Annotated in this window: 17 protein-coding genes and 1 pseudogene; 2 read left to right on the forward strand and 16 right to left on the reverse strand. The window is 36.7% G+C overall.

Annotation, left to right across the window (positions count from 1 at the left end; translation table 11 throughout):
• Positions 1 to 9: 9 nt before the first annotated feature.
• From gucD to ACQKNS_RS03370, 12 genes and pseudogenes are all read right to left on the reverse strand, one after another.
• Positions 10 to 1,476, reverse strand: coding sequence for an alpha-ketoglutaric semialdehyde dehydrogenase GucD (gene gucD / locus ACQKNS_RS03315; protein ID WP_427641178.1), 1,467 nt, complete (start codon positions 1,474 to 1,476; stop codon positions 10 to 12).
• A 48-nt stretch (positions 1,477 to 1,524) separates the two neighbouring features.
• The gene (locus ACQKNS_RS03320) at positions 1,525 to 2,460 is read right to left on the reverse strand and encodes an AEC family transporter (protein ID WP_427641179.1); all 936 of its coding nucleotides are present in this window, start codon (positions 2,458 to 2,460) and stop codon (positions 1,525 to 1,527) included.
• 69 nt (positions 2,461 to 2,529) lie between these two features.
• Positions 2,530 to 3,324 carry a 2-keto-4-pentenoate hydratase gene (locus ACQKNS_RS03325; RefSeq protein WP_427641180.1) on the reverse strand — a complete coding sequence of 265 codons (795 nt, stop codon included), beginning with the start codon at positions 3,322 to 3,324 and terminating at the stop codon, positions 2,530 to 2,532.
• Between the two features lie 25 nt (positions 3,325 to 3,349).
• Positions 3,350 to 4,447 carry a zinc-binding dehydrogenase gene (locus ACQKNS_RS03330; protein WP_427641181.1) on the reverse strand — a complete coding sequence of 366 codons (1,098 nt, stop codon included), beginning with the start codon at positions 4,445 to 4,447 and terminating at the stop codon, positions 3,350 to 3,352.
• A 112-nt stretch (positions 4,448 to 4,559) separates the two neighbouring features.
• Complete coding sequence (locus ACQKNS_RS03335) at positions 4,560 to 4,808, reverse strand: ferredoxin (RefSeq protein WP_427641182.1); 249 nt, start codon at positions 4,806 to 4,808, stop codon at positions 4,560 to 4,562.
• A gap of 108 nt (positions 4,809 to 4,916) precedes the next feature.
• Positions 4,917 to 5,789 (reverse strand): 2-oxoacid:ferredoxin oxidoreductase subunit beta, encoded by an 873-nt coding sequence (locus ACQKNS_RS03340; RefSeq protein ID WP_427641183.1) that lies wholly within the window; start codon positions 5,787 to 5,789, stop codon positions 4,917 to 4,919.
• The gene (locus tag ACQKNS_RS03345; RefSeq protein WP_427641184.1) at positions 5,770 to 7,533 is read right to left on the reverse strand and encodes a 2-oxoacid:acceptor oxidoreductase subunit alpha; all 1,764 of its coding nucleotides are present in this window, start codon (positions 7,531 to 7,533) and stop codon (positions 5,770 to 5,772) included. Before ACQKNS_RS03345 ends, ACQKNS_RS03340 begins: the two co-directional genes overlap by 20 nt.
• Positions 7,534 to 7,635: 102 nt before the next feature.
• Positions 7,636 to 8,397, reverse strand: coding sequence for an HpcH/HpaI aldolase family protein (locus ACQKNS_RS03350; RefSeq protein ID WP_427641185.1), 762 nt, complete (start codon positions 8,395 to 8,397; stop codon positions 7,636 to 7,638).
• 205 nt (positions 8,398 to 8,602) lie between these two features.
• Positions 8,603 to 9,019 (reverse strand): Rieske (2Fe-2S) protein, encoded by a 417-nt coding sequence (locus ACQKNS_RS03355; protein ID WP_427641186.1) that lies wholly within the window; start codon positions 9,017 to 9,019, stop codon positions 8,603 to 8,605.
• Between the two features lie 15 nt (positions 9,020 to 9,034).
• Positions 9,035 to 10,183, reverse strand: a complete 1,149-nt coding sequence (locus ACQKNS_RS03360; RefSeq protein WP_427641187.1) for an amidohydrolase family protein — start codon at positions 10,181 to 10,183, stop codon at positions 9,035 to 9,037.
• 261 nt (positions 10,184 to 10,444) lie between these two features.
• Positions 10,445 to 11,113, reverse strand: a complete 669-nt coding sequence (locus ACQKNS_RS03365) for a TetR/AcrR family transcriptional regulator (RefSeq protein WP_427641188.1) — start codon at positions 11,111 to 11,113, stop codon at positions 10,445 to 10,447.
• Between the two features lie 584 nt (positions 11,114 to 11,697).
• Positions 11,698 to 11,935: pseudogene (locus ACQKNS_RS03370) on the reverse strand (CPCC family cysteine-rich protein); the annotation flags it as partial.
• 700 nt (positions 11,936 to 12,635) lie between these two features.
• Between ACQKNS_RS03370 and ACQKNS_RS03375 the strand changes: the two are divergent.
• Positions 12,636 to 12,782: a BH0509 family protein gene (locus ACQKNS_RS03375; protein ID WP_427641189.1), complete on the forward strand. Its 147-nt coding sequence runs from the start codon at positions 12,636 to 12,638 to the stop codon at positions 12,780 to 12,782.
• A 682-nt stretch (positions 12,783 to 13,464) separates the two neighbouring features.
• Here the strand turns inward: ACQKNS_RS03375 and ACQKNS_RS03380 are convergent.
• From ACQKNS_RS03380 to ACQKNS_RS03390, 3 genes are all read right to left on the reverse strand, one after another.
• Positions 13,465 to 13,920, reverse strand: a complete 456-nt coding sequence (locus tag ACQKNS_RS03380) for a hypothetical protein (protein ID WP_427641190.1) — start codon at positions 13,918 to 13,920, stop codon at positions 13,465 to 13,467.
• Between the two features lie 128 nt (positions 13,921 to 14,048).
• Complete coding sequence (locus ACQKNS_RS03385; RefSeq protein ID WP_427641191.1) at positions 14,049 to 14,417, reverse strand: hypothetical protein; 369 nt, start codon at positions 14,415 to 14,417, stop codon at positions 14,049 to 14,051.
• 225 nt (positions 14,418 to 14,642) lie between these two features.
• Positions 14,643 to 14,990, reverse strand: a complete 348-nt coding sequence (locus ACQKNS_RS03390) for a YjcQ family protein (RefSeq protein ID WP_427641192.1) — start codon at positions 14,988 to 14,990, stop codon at positions 14,643 to 14,645.
• A gap of 383 nt (positions 14,991 to 15,373) precedes the next feature.
• On the opposite strand from ACQKNS_RS03390, the gene ACQKNS_RS03395 reads away from it, so the two are divergent.
• Positions 15,374 to 15,883, forward strand: coding sequence for a hypothetical protein (locus ACQKNS_RS03395; RefSeq protein WP_427641193.1), 510 nt, complete (start codon positions 15,374 to 15,376; stop codon positions 15,881 to 15,883).
• A gap of 60 nt (positions 15,884 to 15,943) precedes the next feature.
• On the opposite strand, the gene ACQKNS_RS03400 is transcribed toward ACQKNS_RS03395, so the two are convergent.
• Positions 15,944 to 16,372 (reverse strand): DUF3908 family protein, encoded by a 429-nt coding sequence (locus tag ACQKNS_RS03400; protein WP_427641194.1) that lies wholly within the window; start codon positions 16,370 to 16,372, stop codon positions 15,944 to 15,946.
• Positions 16,373 to 16,633 lie beyond the last annotated feature (261 nt).

Genomic DNA, 16,633 nt, shown 5'->3' on the forward strand with positions numbered 1-16,633 from the left:
AAAAGGATATTACCCTTTTACAAATACTGTTTTAATATTTGTGAAAAATTCGATTGCTGCTTGACCTTGTTCACGTGAAAGAGAACTGGATTTTTTCATCCCGCCAAATGGAGCCTGTAGTTCAACTCCGGCACTCTCAGCATTGATGCGTACAAGGCCCGCTTCCATTTCATTGATGAACGAAAGCATTTTCTGAATATTTGTTGTGAAGATGGACGCACTAAGTCCAAACTCTACATCATTTGCCACTGTTAATGCTTCTTCCATCGTATCCACTTCCATCAATGCTAATACAGGTCCAAAAATTTCTTCTTGAGCGATTGTCATGTTGGAGTTTACGTTTTCAAATACAGTCGGTTGGACATAAAAGCCATTCTCCAAGCCAATAGCTTCACATTTACTTCCACCATGTAAAAGGACTGCCCCTTCCTCTTTTCCCTTTTCAATGTAATCCAATACCGTATTTAATTGGCTTTCACTCGAACATGGCCCCATCCAAGTGTCACTATTTAATCCTTCTCCTACTTTTATTTCTTTTACTTTAGCTAGCAGCTTTTCTTTAAATACATCATAAACAGAGCTTTGAATGATAACGCGGCTAGTAGCCGTACATTTCTGGCCTGTTGAGCGAAGGCCGCCATTTATTGTTGCTTCAACAGCAAGATCAAGATCAGCATCCTCAGCGACAATCACTGGGTTTTTCCCACCCATTTCCAACTGGTATTTAGCTCCGCGAGCAAGCGCTCCTTGACCAACCCGTTTTCCTACAGTATCTGAACCAGTAAATGTAATCCCATTTATATCAGGATGATCAATAATCCCTTGTCCAATAATGGCACCTGAACCTGAAACCATATTAATGACACCAGCTGGCATTCCCGCTTCATGGAAACATTCGATCACTTTTGCTGCCGTTACGGCTGTTTCGGTTGCTGGCTTTAATACAACTGTATTACCGTATACAAGTGCCGGTGCCATCTTCCAGATTGGGATCGCGACTGGAAAATTCCACGGTGTAATCACTCCCACAACCCCCAGCGGCACTCGACTTGTGAACATGAATGCTTCACTATCTGTAGAAGGGATTACATCTCCTACTTTACGCATTCCCTCTCCGGCATAATAACGAAGAATGGCTACACCACGTGCCGTTTCACCTTTCGCCTCTTGAAAAGTTTTTCCCATTTCCCTTGTCATCGTTTCTGCCACTTCTTCTAATCGTGCCTCTAATACATTGGCAACTTTATAAAGATACTCCCCTCTTGCAGGAGCCGATAACTTTCTCCAAGCAATTTGTGCCTTTTTAGCCGATGCAACTGCTTGATCCAAATCTTCTTTTGTTGATTTCGAAGCATACCCAACGATTTCGTTTTTATTAGCCGGATTAATGCTGGCCTGAACTTCATTGGTAGATGAAGATTTCCATTCACCATTTATATAATTTACATATGTTTTACTTTCCGCTTTCACGGTCATCAAATCCATCCTCTCTGTAATCCAGCCTTATTTAATAAATACCAATTTTCAAAATATTTTACTTCCTAAGAAAACCATAAAGGGTACTGTCAAGATTGCACAGATTGTTGAATAAACCGCTGCCTTCACCCCTATTTCTTCATCTTGTGTATAACGTGCTAATAAAACAGGGGCGATTGTCATGGTAGGCATTGCGACTTGAATAATAATTACTTGCTTCATTAACATGGAAAAGTTAGTAAACACCACAACTACTATTGTTAGAATCGGGAAGATGACTAACTTCAATAATATAGGTACTGTCAATCTACTGATTGATATGGTTCCCTTTTGTTTAAGCATCACCCTTATAAGAATTCCAATATAAAGCATTCCAAGAGGGGTTGCTAAACTCGCTAACATCCCATTTAATTGTTGAATGATTTCTGGCGGTTGAACTTCAGCAATGATAACAAATAAAGCTACAATTATTGAAATAATTGGGGGATTCATTAATTGTTTTAAAGATGCCAGTGTAAACTGATAATTTTCTTGCAATAGCGCAATAGCCACTGTGAATAAAACAATGCCTACCCCTGTATCAAATGCTGCTGCCAACAGAGCCCCTTTTGGACCGAATATCGCTGCACATAAAGGAATCCCAATAAAACCCGTATTCCCCAATCCAGCAATGAAAGCCATTTTCCTTGCACTACTAGGAGAATAGTTGAAAATCCTTGCAAAAACACATCCTAATAGTAACAATAATAAAGTGATGATGATTGAAAGAATAAAAATAATGATCAGCTGGGACATTAACTCTTTCCCGACCTTGGTTTTAAAGGCGCCATCCAAAATGATGCACGGAATGGCTACATTGATCATAATACTTATGATCAGCTGCTTTGATTCATCTGTAATTTCATTGGTTTTTGCAATAAAATATCCAATTACAGATATAGCCGCCATAATGAACATTGGACCTATGATCGATAGAAATACCAAGTAAAGCTCCCCTCTTAAAAAGCAAAAGTAAATATAATGTTTAGAGTCTATTTAATTAGATAGCTCCTATCATCTTGTGAATGTAACTTTCACTTCCCCTAAATGATCAAATACAGCTGTAAATTCATCACCTGGTACAACATCAATGGTAGTAGCAAGGGCACCAGAAAGAATCACTTCTCCAGCTTTTAATACCACATCGAACTCTGCCAATTTATTGGCAAGCCATGCAACACAAGCTGCAGGGTGCTCCATAGCGTTTTTTCCTACGCCTTCTTTCATCAATTGACCATTTTGATACACTTTCATGGTGATATCAGGAAGATTAACTTCATCCACTGAAACAGGTTTATCCCCAAGGACATAAAGACCAGAAGAGGCATTATCCGCTACCGTATCTTGCAATTTCACCTTCCAATCTTTAATTCTACTATCGATTATTTCAATAGAAGGGAGAACATAATCGGTTGCTTGAAGAACATCTTCAACGGTAACATTCGGACCCTTTAAATCTTTCTTTAACACAAAGGCGATTTCACATTCGATCTTCGGCTGGATGACATCTTTAAAGGATACCTCATGGTTATTTTCAACCATCATATTTTCAAATAAATGACCGCAATCCGGCGTATCAATGCCATACATGATTTGCATATCACGAGAAGTTAGACCAATTTTTTTACCAACAATTTTTAGTCCTTGTGATAGTTTTTCCTGAACCACTTGCAGCTGAACTTCATAAGCTTCGTCTAATGTTAAATCTGGCTCCACTTCAGTTAATGGGTTATTCGGTTTTTGACTCTTCTCGGCTTCAATTAAATAATTTGCAAGATCTTTAATTTTATTAGACACTACTCTATTCATATAGAGAGCCCTCCTCGTATTTGAATTAATTCTCTAGCTTATTTTGCAATATTACTTTCCCGAATTTTTCTGACCTTTTAAAGTATTCCTGAGCGTCTCGCGCTTTTTCTAATGGAAAAACCTTATCGATAAGAGGTTTAATTTTCTCTTCCCGGATTGCATCCAGCATTCGATTGAATTCTTTCCGAGTACCTAACGTGCACCCTATTATTGAAAGGTGGTTTAAATAAACTGTACGGATATCAAGCTGTGTAATCGCCCCGCTAACAGCACCAGATATTGCTAACCGTCCCCCATTTCTTAGTACCTTCAAACAAATTGAAAATAAAGGATCCCCCACCACATCCAGTACAACATCCACCTTGCAACCTGCAGCCTTTATAACATCATCTGCTAAAGTTGTTGATTTGTACGATAAAACTTCACTTGCACCCAGTTCCATCATTTTTTCTTTTAAAGATAGATCTCTTACCAGTGCAACGACATTTGCACCAAATACTTTTGAGGCGATTTGAACTGCATAGGAACCAACCCCTCCGGTTGCCCCAGTAATAAGAACCTTTTCTCCAGGAACAACTTTACTTTTTTCAAGCATATGCCATGCAGTAAAACAGCTAACAATAAAAGAAGAACTTTCAACATAACTAGACAGCGGCATGGGTCTGCACAATTCCTTAGGCCATGTAATATACTCGGCATATCCACCGTCACACTCGGAACTCATTAACGTTATATCATCTGCCATATGTTCCAAACCATCAGGGGCTGAAGAGAAAAATGGAAATAACACTACTTTTTCTCCCAGGCATGCTGGATTGATATTTGCACCGACCGCTACGATTTGCCCCGCAACATCTGTTCCAGGAATACGCGGAAAAGAAATAGCCTCCCGTTTCCAACCCGCTTTTTCGGTGGATTTCGCATCAGTGCCGTAGCCACCTTCACGCATTAAAATATCTGAATTATTTACAGCACAAGCATGGATTTTTACGAGTACCTCATTTTCCTTAGGAATGGGTACAGGTACTTTCCGTTCCTCAAGCTTTTCTACTCCCCCGTATTCTGTTACCACTACAGCTTTCATTTTGGATGGAATCGATTGTAACAAACTATTTGTCCCCAATTTTCACTCCCCTATCATTTTTGCTGCTAATTGTATAAGACTTACTATATTGTCCCTATCGCTAGTGATTCCATTAAGATCTTTTTCCTTACTGATAAAGTATCTCTGGATGTTACGCTTCACAGTAAGGATTACCATCAAAAGGCACAGGTGCTAATTTAATAGAGTCGGTTGGACATCCTTCAAAAGCATCTATCATATCTTCCTCGAATTCATCAGGTACGATAGCCGTTCCCTCATTATTATCTAATATGACAAACGCAATACCTTCTTCATCGTAATCATAAATATCAGGAGCTGCAGCACCACAAGCTCCACAGGCAATACAAGTTTCCTTATCTACAATCGTATAGTTAGCCATCCTTGCTCGTCTTTCCCCTCTCTAACTTCTGTTTTATCTCGGCCCTTTCCAAAAAGGATTTAGAAAGCTAAGGTGAGTATCCTAAAATCGCCGCCTGCAATCCATTCTTTAAATAAACTCACTCATCAGTTTCTCAAAATACTTCGGATCAAGTTCAATGTTGGAATGAGCCAGTGATTGATCTGCATAACCATTTGCGAGATCTTGATAGGATGGACGTTCTTTGTCTTGATAAATAATGCCTTTCACAAGACTTTCATATTTGATTAAAGTTTCCATGGCCATTTCCCGGCTAGTAGGATCGTACCCGTCAACTTCATTCAGGTTGACCAAGTGTTCTTTAAACCAGTCATATGTGTTTACTTTATTATAGGTGACGCAAGGGCTGAACACATTTATCATAGAGAACCCTTTATGCTTAATACCGGCTTCAATAATGGCAGTCAAATCCTTTAAATCGGTAGAAAAGCTTTGAGCCACAAATGTTGCTCCGCTTGAAACAGCCAATTCCATTGGCGACAGTGTTTTTTCAATTGCTCCTTGCGGTGTCGATTTTGTTACAAATCCAGCAGCAGAACGTGGAGAAGTCTGCCCTTTTGTCAGTCCATATATCTGATTATCCATTACAATATAAGTGAGATCGATATTACGGCGCATAGCATGGATTGTGTGGCCCAATCCAATTGCGTAGCCATCACCGTCGCCGCCAGAAGCAATGACAGTCAAATCTCGATTAGCCATTTTGACACCTTGGGCAATTGGCAGTGAACGCCCATGAATGCCATGAAGACCATACGATTTAATGTAACCAGAAATCCTACCTGAGCAGCCAATTCCCGAAATAACAGCCATATTTTCCGGTGTGAGTCCTGCACTGGCTGCAGCCCGCTGGATCGCTGCCTGAACAGAAAAATCACCACAGCCAGGACACCAATTTGGCTTTACATCGTTTCTAAAATCTTTAAACGTAGTTGTGGACATGTTCAAACAGCTCCTTGCTTGCATTGTAAAGATGAATTGGCTGAAATGGATTTCCGTCATATTTCAATACACTCTTCATTTTATCTATATATCCAACATTCATCTTTATTAAATTCGCTAACTGACCGGTGGCATTGTTCTCAACAACAAGCACATTTTCAGCAGCTTCGATAAATGGCAATACAGCCGCGGTAGGAAACGGATGGATAAGCCGAATGTGCATATGGTTGACTTTTATCCCTTCTTTTTCAAGGCGACTCATTGTTTCTTCGATTGCCCCGCTTGTAGAATTGAACCCAATTAGCAAAAGCTCAGGCTTTTCATGAGGCGCATGCACCCTTATAGGATTTGGAAAACGTTCTGGTAAATGGTCTAGCTTGCGCATACGTTTATCCATTTGTAGCTTCCGATTAGCTGACCCTTCAGAAGGCCTTCCTGTTTCATCATGCTCTACACCTGTCACATGATGGATGCCATTTTTTGTCCCTGGTATCACTCGTGGAGACACACCATCCTCCGTCAATTCATATCGTTTAAAATACGCTTTTTCATCCTCCACTACGATTTCGTCTGTTTTCAGTTTTCCACGGCGAATTTCTATATTATTGAAATCGAATGGTTCAACAGTTTGCTTTCCTAATGAAAGCTGCAAATCAGTCAGTAATATAACGGGGCATTGATAGACTTCAGCGATATTAAATGCTTCAATTGCATCGTAGAAAGCCTCTTCAACAGTGCTCGGTGCTAACACTACTTTCGGAATCTCACCATGTGTGCCATAGATCATCGCCATTAAATCTGATTGCTCTTGTTTCGTAGGCAAGCCAGTGGAAGGCCCCCCTCGTTGTGTATCGACAACCACAAGAGGCGTTTCAGTCATTCCTGACAATCCGATAGCTTCCATCATCAGAGAAAGCCCCGGACCAGCGGATGCGGTAAACGAACGGGTACCGGCGTAGTTAGAACCGATTGCCATCGTGGCCGCAGCAATTTCATCCTCTGTCTGGATGACTGCCCCACCCACTTCAGGCAGCTTATCAATGAGATATTCCATGATCTCAGAAGCAGGCGTGATTGGATATGCAGCCATAATACGGACTCCTGCCGCGAGTGCTCCGAGTGCAATTGCGTCATTGCCGATCATGAATAGGCGCTGCTGCCCATCTGCCTGAGCTAGTGCTAGTGGAGGCGGCACATCCCCTAAACTTCCCTGCATGGATGTATAACCTTGATAGATTGCTTCCATGTTTTTCTGAACGACACTATTGCCTTTTTTACTGAAGATCTCTTTTACGACATCCGCAAAAACGGCTGGATTGAGATTAATGATGGCACAAGTCGCTCCAATGGCGACCATATTTTTCATAAGCGGAGTACCGAGTTCCGCTGCCATTTCGGTGAATGGTACAGCGAAAAATTTTGCTTCCGTATCCTCCGGTTTGACCGGTTTAAATTTTGAATCAGCAATAATAATGCCCTCACTATGAAGCTCGTAATAATTCAGATCAATTGTTTCCTGATCAAAGGCTACTAATATATCTAGATCATCAGCAATTGTACTAAATCTGCTGGTACTCACTCGAACCTTGTTGTTTGTATGACCGCCTTTAATTCGAGATGAAAAGTGGCGGTATGCATATAAAAAATAGCCTAATCGATTTAAAGCCTTGGAAAAGATTTCTCCCGTACTCTCAATGCCTTCTCCCTGCTGGCCACCGACTTTCCATGAAAGTTGATATTTCACCAATTTCACTCCTCATAGTATAAGGCCATCTGTTCAGTTAAATACCCCATGAACATACCCTTACCTTCGATTGTCAAATAAATTAAAGTGTCGTCTATATCGCTATTCAGTGATCTCAATTTTTTTAACACTTTGTAAATACCGTTCTGACCATTGTGTCATGGCTTGAGTTAAGTCTGTTAAAATGTAGCTGGCTCCCCATTGAACAGCTTGCCTTGTTTGTTCTGCATCACTAACATACATACCAGCTATTTTTCCTTTTTTATGAATCAGGGTGATACATCGCTCAATCATTTGTATGACTTTAGGATGCCTTGGGTCATGTGCATATCCCATTGATACAGCTAAATCAAAAGGCCCTATAAAAAAGACATCGACACCTTCTAACGTTAAAAGCTGTTCAAGGTTTTCCGTAGCTTCTACCGTTTCAATTTGCAGAATGACCAACGATTGTTCATTAGCTTTTCGCATATATTCCATTTTATTAGGATATAAACTGTAGTCACAGGCCCTTGGTAAAAAATCGAATCCTCTTTTACCAAAAGGAGGATAGTATGCTGCATCTACCGCTTCTTTTACTTCATCAAGTGTGTTGACCATCGGGATTTGAATGCCATTTGCACCGCTGTCCAATGCCTTTTGAATATATTCTGATCGATTAGCAGGCGTTCTTATTATTGAAGGTACCCCCGCACATTGAGACCCACGGATCATATTTTCTAGAACTATGTAATCCATTGTTCCATGTTCATTATCAATACATGTAAAGTCAAAACCCATTTGAGCTATGAACTCTGTTAAACCAGGAGATGGAAAAGTGACAAAACAACCAAACATTGGCCGTTCTTCCATCTTTGTTTTCAATTCACTCCACAGCAAATTCTCCACTCCTTTCATGCACCATTAACCTTGAAAAATTAATTTCTCAAAGGTAATTTTCATACACGATGAAACATGACAGTTTTTTTTTGAAAAGATCCATTAAAAATATAATATTTTCATAAAAAGATCATGATGCATAAAAAGATCACGATCTTTTTATGGCAATAAAAAACCTTTATGTTAATTTTTACGAAACAATGCAAGCGTGGGTTTCAATTAATGAAACAGTATTCGGCTCTTTAGTAAGATACAAAACAATAGAATCCCCTTCTTGATCTACATCATAAGTCTTTAATTTACAATTTTTCGCATCAAACAAGGATTCCCCCGTTTTAATATCAAATCCCCATCCATGTAAAGGACAGCGTAAAATCTCATTGTGTTTTCCATATTGATACGTATGAGGATCACTTGGTAACATAGTGCCATCTATCGAACCATATACCATTGATACTCCTTGATGCGGACATTTATTTCGAACAGCATATAAACGACCATTATTATTAAAGATGGCAATTTCTGATCCATCAACTTTTACTAATTGTCGTTGGCCAGGTTTTAAATCCTCTGATGAACAAACTGTAACGCTTTTTAATTCACCCATTTTTCATTTTCCTTTCTACTGTCGATTGAAATTATAAGTATTTAAAGCGTTTTCATAAAAGATTTTATTTCTTAATTCCTTTGGAAAAGTATTAAATACTCGTTCTGCTTCATCTCCATCCCAGTGTGGATAATCACTGCAGTAAAGAAGCATATCCTCAATCCCAGCCATTTGGATGATTTCCAATAAATCCTTTGGACGATATGGTTCTTCAATTGGCTGTGTTCCTAAGCGGACATTTCGTTTAATATATTCGCTAGGTAATTCTTTTAACCACGGCACCTCCTCACGAAGAGTCTTCCAATTTTTATCTATTCTCCACAAAAGCGGTACAATTCCAGCGACACCATATTCTACAAATACAAATTTTAGTTTAGGAAACTTTTCAAAAACCCCTTCACAAACTAAACTCACAATATTTCTTTGCGCATTCAGCCCTAAGCAAGTATGCCATTCCATGTAAGTTGATGCTGGTCCTACTGCTTGTGCTGGGCCGTTCTCCCCTGAGGCCTCGGAATCTGGGTGTATCAGCATTTGCAGTCCATAGTGCTCCGCTGCTTCATAAATAGGATAAAAGTGTCTATTGCCGAATGGAATACTAGTGGTTTGTAAATTGACTGCCACAACTCCTGGTTTTTTCCCGATTCTCTCAATTTCCTTTACCGCTGCCACGGGATCAAGAGGTGAGACAAGCATAGACATCGTATACCGGCTGTCTTTTTCAATCCAATTCTCATATTGCCAATCATTAAAAGCTGCATTAAATCCATTAGCGACATCTATATTATGAAAAGCACCCATTGTTGCATTACATGAATTTAAAATTCCATACTGTGTGTTTGAACGATCAAACAAATCTTTAGCTACAAATTCAGGATCAGAACCCGGGATGGCCCCTTCTGGTGAAAAAGCATCTCCACGTACAACCGAAACGGGGTTGATATACCTGCATTCCGGGAAGCGAAATTCTGCTGCAGAGATTAGCTTCCCCTCAAATGCTTGCTTTTTAAATTTACCAATATTCAAACGCTTTTGAAGAGACTCATTACAGTATGGTACAAGGTCATCAAGTGAACTTAAATACGAATGCACATCGGAATCAATAACCAGCTGTTTTGTTTTTGTCGAACCTGTAACACTCTTTTCGGTAATTGCATTAATCATTTTAAAAACTCCTCCCTTAATCAAAGTTTGTTAGCTTTCCATGATCACTAAATTATCTTCTGCTTACGCTCGCTTGAAAGCGCTTTATAAATCTTGATATTTTAATGATCGCGATTTCTTAACCACAGTATAAATCGTTTTGCGGTTTTTGTAAATATCTGAAAAGATAAAATTTTCTATTTTTTAACTCCTCTCAAATCTGATACATAAAAGAGGCAGAAAAACAAAACTGTTTTTCTGCCTCTTAAATAGTAAGACTATTTACTTACTTTCTAACATATTTGCCGTATTTAATGTTACATCTCGGATATATTCCATCGTCTTTCTTGAAGCTTCTTCAGATGTATAAGTTACCCGATTATTAAGGAGAGATGTAATCATTCCTTGCCATATCAAGATGGTTATTTCACTAAGTTTTTCAACGTCTTCTTTCTTAAATACCCCTTTTTCTGCATATTTTTCTAAAACTGATCTACTTCTTTTACTTAAATTTTGCTCAGTAAGAATTCCCTCTAATTCTTCCGGAAGCTGAATCGTATCTGACTTATATATGGATGAGTAATATTTTAAGAGTTCCTCCGGATGTTCTCCTAGATCGGCAATAAATATTGCATGATATAATTCAGGTTCTCTAAAAGAATGGTCACAAAAACATTCCCATCCTAATAAATATTTTTCTAATGGATCTTTACCTCTTGCAGTATATTTTGGTAAATCCTCATTATAGTCATCTAGGAAGCGCATTCCAGCAAAAAATATGAGGTGAGAAACCTCCGAAAAATAATTATAGATAGTAGAACTTGTGTATCCTGCTTCCTTTGCAATTTTTCTTATACTGATATTTTTGATTCCTTCTTCTTTTATTAGTTTGGCTGTTGCATCAATAAAATAATTTAACATTCGCTCAATTTGTATATCACTTCTCGCCATTATTTTCCCCTCCCTTTTCGCATCAAATATTCATTAATGGACTTAGTGTCCAATACTAAAAGATATTTCCAAATTATATTTACACATTTAACATAACACGAGTCATGTCATGTATCATTAGTTATTAAGTTATTTTATATGATCACGATCATAAATTATACTGTGATAATAACATAGTTGTTATAGCTGAACAAGTTGAAACACTAGTATAAAAGCCATTCTTACCGTTCAGAATCTCTTAAAATTCTCTTACTAACTCCATTCCAATCCCTGTTTTTTGATAATTAGGATGAGCCACTATGCCTTTCATATAACCATGTTCTAATCCCATACCTGTAAAATAACCAAAAGATATCCGTTTATTAGTTTCGTCTCTTGCTCCAGCCCAAAATTACAACGTTCAAACAATTTGGGTTCCCCTTTTCCTCATCTAAATTAGAATTAAAAGTACCGATTTTATAGGATGAAGTTTAATTCGTTGTTGAACTATCCTGCCCCTTTAATTCCATAAGAAAAGAGCTACTTAAAGACATCTCCGATCTTCAGCTAACGCACTTGTTAGTTTAATAATTCCCTATGTAAACTCATAACGGTTTCCAATTAGGATCCTTTATATCGTATTTATTTGGCTTTCTTACAAATTGTAAACTTCTTTCACCTTTAGCCCCAAAGTTGTGCTTCTCTAAAGGTAACATAATTTGCTCCATCCTCATCTGGATGTTCATATTGGTAACCATCATCTTCCCAAAAACAGATTTCACAAATATCATACGTTCCTTGAGGTTCTTCATCTAAAGTTTTATATCCACAACAAGGACAAGTTTATTTCATACAATCACCTCGACAATTTTAATGAATTTCACCATGATTTCTTGTTCAACTAAACTGCCCCGATAAGAAAAAGCTGCCTTAAAGACAGCTCCAATCTACAGCTATAGCACCAGTTAGTTTCATAGCACACTATCATATTTTCACATTACCTCATATTTCTTCTAAAGACTTCCATCCAATGTTGCCTGTTGTAGTAGCCCCTCCGTTGTACAAATGATTGTAAAACTTATTACCAAGGTGTACCAATTAGACTAAGAAATGATCGTTTGTTGAGGCTGAGTCCCATCTTCTTCATCTCAGTTCACTCGCCACTTATTAAGTTACTGACCACGTTATACGTTTTGTTATCACTAACCGTTTACGATTTGTTCACTTTTGAAATAGCATTTGGGTATAATAACTTAGGTCTTTTCTATTTTTAGTATTTTCTTTGGTTAATTTAGCCTTCTTATAGATTTAAAGAATCACCTTAATCCTTAACAAAACTCAGGCTTTGGCAATTCGACCTTGACTCTTTAACTGTTTTAAAGTAAATAGATAAATAACATTTCTATATTATTTCCTGAAAAATCATCTATATTTGATATTTGATTAATCTCTCATTGAGATATATAATAAAAACAAGAAAAAAAGAAAGCGTTTTCAATTTTTAAATACTTCGTTACTTCTCATACTATAAGGAGGATTTAAGATGAGCCAAGTAGAAAGAAATTCCAAATTGCAGAAATTAATTGAGCAACAAAAATTCAATGAGAAAGAAGTTTCCAGTATGACAGATTCACAAATTGAATATTATCACTGGCTCTATTTTGATGACTCTGTTTATGATTATATGTAACTAAAATATAAATTGATAAAACATGGTCTTTCATAGAACAACTTATTATCCCACTCTCAGAGTGGCCTTACAAATATTGATATTATGTTTGTAACATTCATTCAAAGACAATCGATTGTTTCCTGAACAAAAAACTACCAGTTGTGATATTCTCCTCAGCTTTAAATATCCATTATATAAATTTAGAGACTCTCCATATGGATAGTCTCTTTACTCAAGGAGTTATCTTATCTCTTTCAATTAGTCAACTTTTCCTGATTCAATTTGACCTAAAAATGGTTGTGTTTCTTTATGGGGGGGCTTTTCACCAAAACCATAGTTTCGCCTTTAGATTCAATGAGTAGCACTTCCACCCCCACACTCGAACTGCTATTTGTAATGATAATGGTATTATAGATCGAAGTTGTTGTCTACACGATTAGCACTCTACTTTAGTCAATTAAACACAAAAAAGCCAATGCTGAGATTGTCTCAAAGCATTGACTTATAAGGGTTAAGCCCTTTAGATGTTACCAGCGGCCGGGGTCGAACCGGCACTTCAGAGGAACACGATTTTGAGTCGTGCTAAAAATTTAAATCACCAATAACTCACTATTATCAAGGCATTCCGCCTAATTGTTATTTTCCATCACGCATTAATACCATTATTTTACGCTTGTTATTTCCAAATAGTCAAGAACTTTTAGGGGATGTATGTGAAATGGTAACCTGATTTATGCTGACTTCCCCTTCTAATACAACTAATAATAGTGGAACGATTAATGCCCAATTTCTTACATGTTTCGGCAAGTGATTCGAACTTTATACTCTCATTCTTGTTAAATGCCAATATGGATTTCTTTTGTTTTTCACGACTCATACTTTGATTTTCCGAAGATCGAATGACCGTACAAGTATCCAAAGAATATGTATTGCCACTTTTAAGGTCTTTGTCCAAATCGTATCCATTTTCATAAAGCAAATTCCCATTGAGTAAATGATTGTCCACATCATATACAAAATTCCAGAAGTCATGCCATCGTTCATCAACGGTAACACCTTTGGCACCGTAATATTTATAATGTGAATGATATTCTTTATAACACCGATACATCATGCCATTCCATGTGTAATAAAGTGGATGGTGTTTTTTGTTCATTATTATTCCTCCTTCAAACCAGCATTGACTGTTAGTGCGGTCAGCATGACGTGAGCGGATCATTTCTGTATCAATCCATATAAAAATTTAAACCACCGATGCTGAATGCACCAGTGGTTTTCGTGATGTTATTGATAAACCGAACAAGTTTTTTCAGCCTGTTCCCTTACATATTCCATTGTATTTTTTGCTTGGTCTAATCCTTCACTAATATTTTTAATTTCAGCAAAGGTTGTTTCAGCATTTTGATTTATGCTTTCACCAATTAAAAAATATCTTTCACTTTTATCTTCAAAATAAACTGCGTGCATTTCGTAAAGATCCTCTTTATTTTTATCTAGCATTAAACTTAAAATTCCTTCACGTTTTTTAATACCTAGCGTTAAAAATTCGTCCCATTCATTAGCCCGCAATTCGATTCCTTCTTCAATTAATAATCCAATCAGTTTTTGAGACCCGTCTATCAGTTTTTGTACTTTCTTTGCATTTATTTTCATAATTTGTTTCCTCCAATGTTTTTAGTTTATCTTACTTTCACTATTGCATTGTATTGATCCATTTCATTTTGTTAGGTAAAACACAAAAAAACTTTTAAATAATTTTTAAAAGTCGTGTTTCTTCATATTAAATAAGAAAAACACCCTTGAAGGGTGTTTACTTTGTTGGACCTTGTGGAATTGTACTTTTGATTAATTCTGCTGCTATTTTAACCGTAAAATCTTTTAGTTCGTTGTATCCCCATGCTGTAACTTTTTTGATACTTCTTTAACTTTTTCACCAGCACTCATTGTCGGCTGTATTCCCAACTTATCTTCAACATAACGTAATCCATAATTTGTTACCATTATATAATCCGTAAATGCCATTAAAGGAACTGCTCCACGACCACCTTTAGCGTATTTTGCACCTGTTAAAAGACCTTCATTTTCTAACTTTTGAATTGCTATTGTAAATTGATCTTGACTAATGCCTATTTCAGAAGCAATCACTCTCCTCATATTAGGTATATCTTTTTGATATTCAGTATAGAAAGCAACAAGCACTTTTTGTTTTGTATCTAATTCGCTCATAATCACAATTCACCCCTTCTATTTTTTCATGTGAACTTCGATAGCATTTATCATTGTTTCTAAACCATCTTTAGGTTCTTTAATTACCATCCAAGGAACACTTCTGTCCTGACCGCCTATTTCAATTGCTTTTCCACGATATTCAAATTTTTTATCAGCAATAAATACTTCCCAAGTAACTCATGGTTCCATTACCATACGGACTATCAATTTCTATCAAATAATGTTCATTAACTGTGAAAATTCGTTTATTATTCATTTCACTATAATCTCCTTTTTCTTCATATAGATATTTTCGACAAATAGGACGATTTTCCTGCGACCTAGAAAACAATACGGGTCAGTGATAAAATGTAAATGAACTAAATTGCAGGAGGAATCATATGAGTTGGAATGGATGGGAACTTTTAATAACTTCATTAGTTACACTTGTAGGTGTGTTTTTGGGGAGTTGGTGGGCAACACGTGGCACTCAAAAATTACAAAATCAACAAACGAAAACATATGAACTGAAAACTAATTTCATATTAATACGAAATATCCGCAGTATACAAAATCGACTAGATAGATTGCAATTTTTTTATGAAGCAGAACAACAGGGTTCTTTTCAAGATTTTGAGTTAAATGAAGACCTTAAAGATGGATTAGAAAAAGTTGAATACTTTATGGGGAATATTGATTCTCTCGACTATCATCATTTTTCCATGAAGTACATTGCAGAATTACAAAACTTTTTACACTTAATGGACAAGTTAATTGAAGAATCTCATACATATCTTAAATATGACGGGATGGATGATTATCACCCTAAAATGGATGCTCTAATAAAAGATGCAAAACAAGGGACTGAAAAATTATTGGGTATTGCTGTCCTTCTAAGGGTTGAAAAATAAACTTTCAAAAGGCTTGTTTCTACATATTAAGTAAAAAGCGTCCTCGAAAAGGCGCTCTTATTATCTTTCTATCAAAAATTTGTATATTTTTTTAATATTTTCAATATATTCATCATTCCAGTTACTATTGGAATCTTCCGAACTATTTAAGGAAATTACTTCTTTACCTTTATTTTCCAAATTTAATTGTACTCCTTGATAAGCGTATTCTGGAATTTCTAATGAAATTTCACCTTTAGGAATAGGGATACTTTTCAAGAAATATCTTTCGTCTTTTTGAAATGTTACGGTTACAATATACTTTTCCAAAAAGAAAATAAATTCTTTTTCCTCGTTGCTATTATATATATTTTTTGGATAAAAACACTTTATTTTGCTTCCTTCAATATAAGGTTCTATGATATCAAGCAATTTTTTATAAAAGCGTGATCTTTCATCAAATCTATTATTTACAAGATCTTCTTTAAATTCGCTAATCGTAACCCACAAAATAATTATCCCCTTTCTTTTCATTCCCTTATTATACCTCTTTTACAATATAATACTATTATCATATTAAAAAAAGACACTTCATAATCGAGGTGTCTTTTTCATATTTTCTTCATTTAGTAAGTTCCAATAGGTCTTTAATCAATATGGGAGTATCTTTGAACACAAAAACTTGGTACTTGGGGTTTTCCCTATTACGCATAGTGTGTTCGATGTCGTGACCTCGCCTGCAAAGTGCCATCGCAATACTCTTTTTGTATA

It is taken from the genome of Peribacillus sp. NPDC094092 (genome assembly GCF_050279365.1).
GTDB lineage: Bacteria > Bacillota > Bacilli > Bacillales > DSM-1321 > Peribacillus.

Excerpts from the sequence above, each read along its gene's own strand:
- gucD (WP_427641178.1), bottom strand. The coding sequence starts at position 1,476 with ATGACCGTGAAAGCGGAAAGTAAAACATATGTAAATTATATAAATGGT.
- ACQKNS_RS03325 (WP_427641180.1), bottom strand. The coding sequence starts at position 3,324 with ATGAATAGAGTAGTGTCTAATAAAATTAAAGATCTTGCAAATTATTTA.
- ACQKNS_RS03335 (WP_427641182.1), bottom strand. The coding sequence starts at position 4,808 with ATGGCTAACTATACGATTGTAGATAAGGAAACTTGTATTGCCTGTGGA.
- ACQKNS_RS03340 (WP_427641183.1), bottom strand. The coding sequence starts at position 5,789 with ATGTCCACAACTACGTTTAAAGATTTTAGAAACGATGTAAAGCCAAAT.
- ACQKNS_RS03355 (WP_427641186.1), bottom strand. The coding sequence starts at position 9,019 with ATGGGTGAATTAAAAAGCGTTACAGTTTGTTCATCAGAGGATTTAAAA.
- ACQKNS_RS03360 (WP_427641187.1), bottom strand. The coding sequence starts at position 10,183 with ATGATTAATGCAATTACCGAAAAGAGTGTTACAGGTTCGACAAAAACA.
- ACQKNS_RS03365 (WP_427641188.1), bottom strand. The coding sequence starts at position 11,113 with ATGGCGAGAAGTGATATACAAATTGAGCGAATGTTAAATTATTTTATT.
- ACQKNS_RS03375 (WP_427641189.1), top strand. The coding sequence starts at position 12,636 with ATGAGCCAAGTAGAAAGAAATTCCAAATTGCAGAAATTAATTGAGCAA.
- ACQKNS_RS03380 (WP_427641190.1), bottom strand. The coding sequence starts at position 13,920 with ATGAACAAAAAACACCATCCACTTTATTACACATGGAATGGCATGATG.
- ACQKNS_RS03385 (WP_427641191.1), bottom strand. The coding sequence starts at position 14,417 with ATGAAAATAAATGCAAAGAAAGTACAAAAACTGATAGACGGGTCTCAA.
- ACQKNS_RS03390 (WP_427641192.1), bottom strand. The coding sequence starts at position 14,990 with ATGAGCGAATTAGATACAAAACAAAAAGTGCTTGTTGCTTTCTATACT.
- ACQKNS_RS03395 (WP_427641193.1), top strand. The coding sequence starts at position 15,374 with ATGAGTTGGAATGGATGGGAACTTTTAATAACTTCATTAGTTACACTT.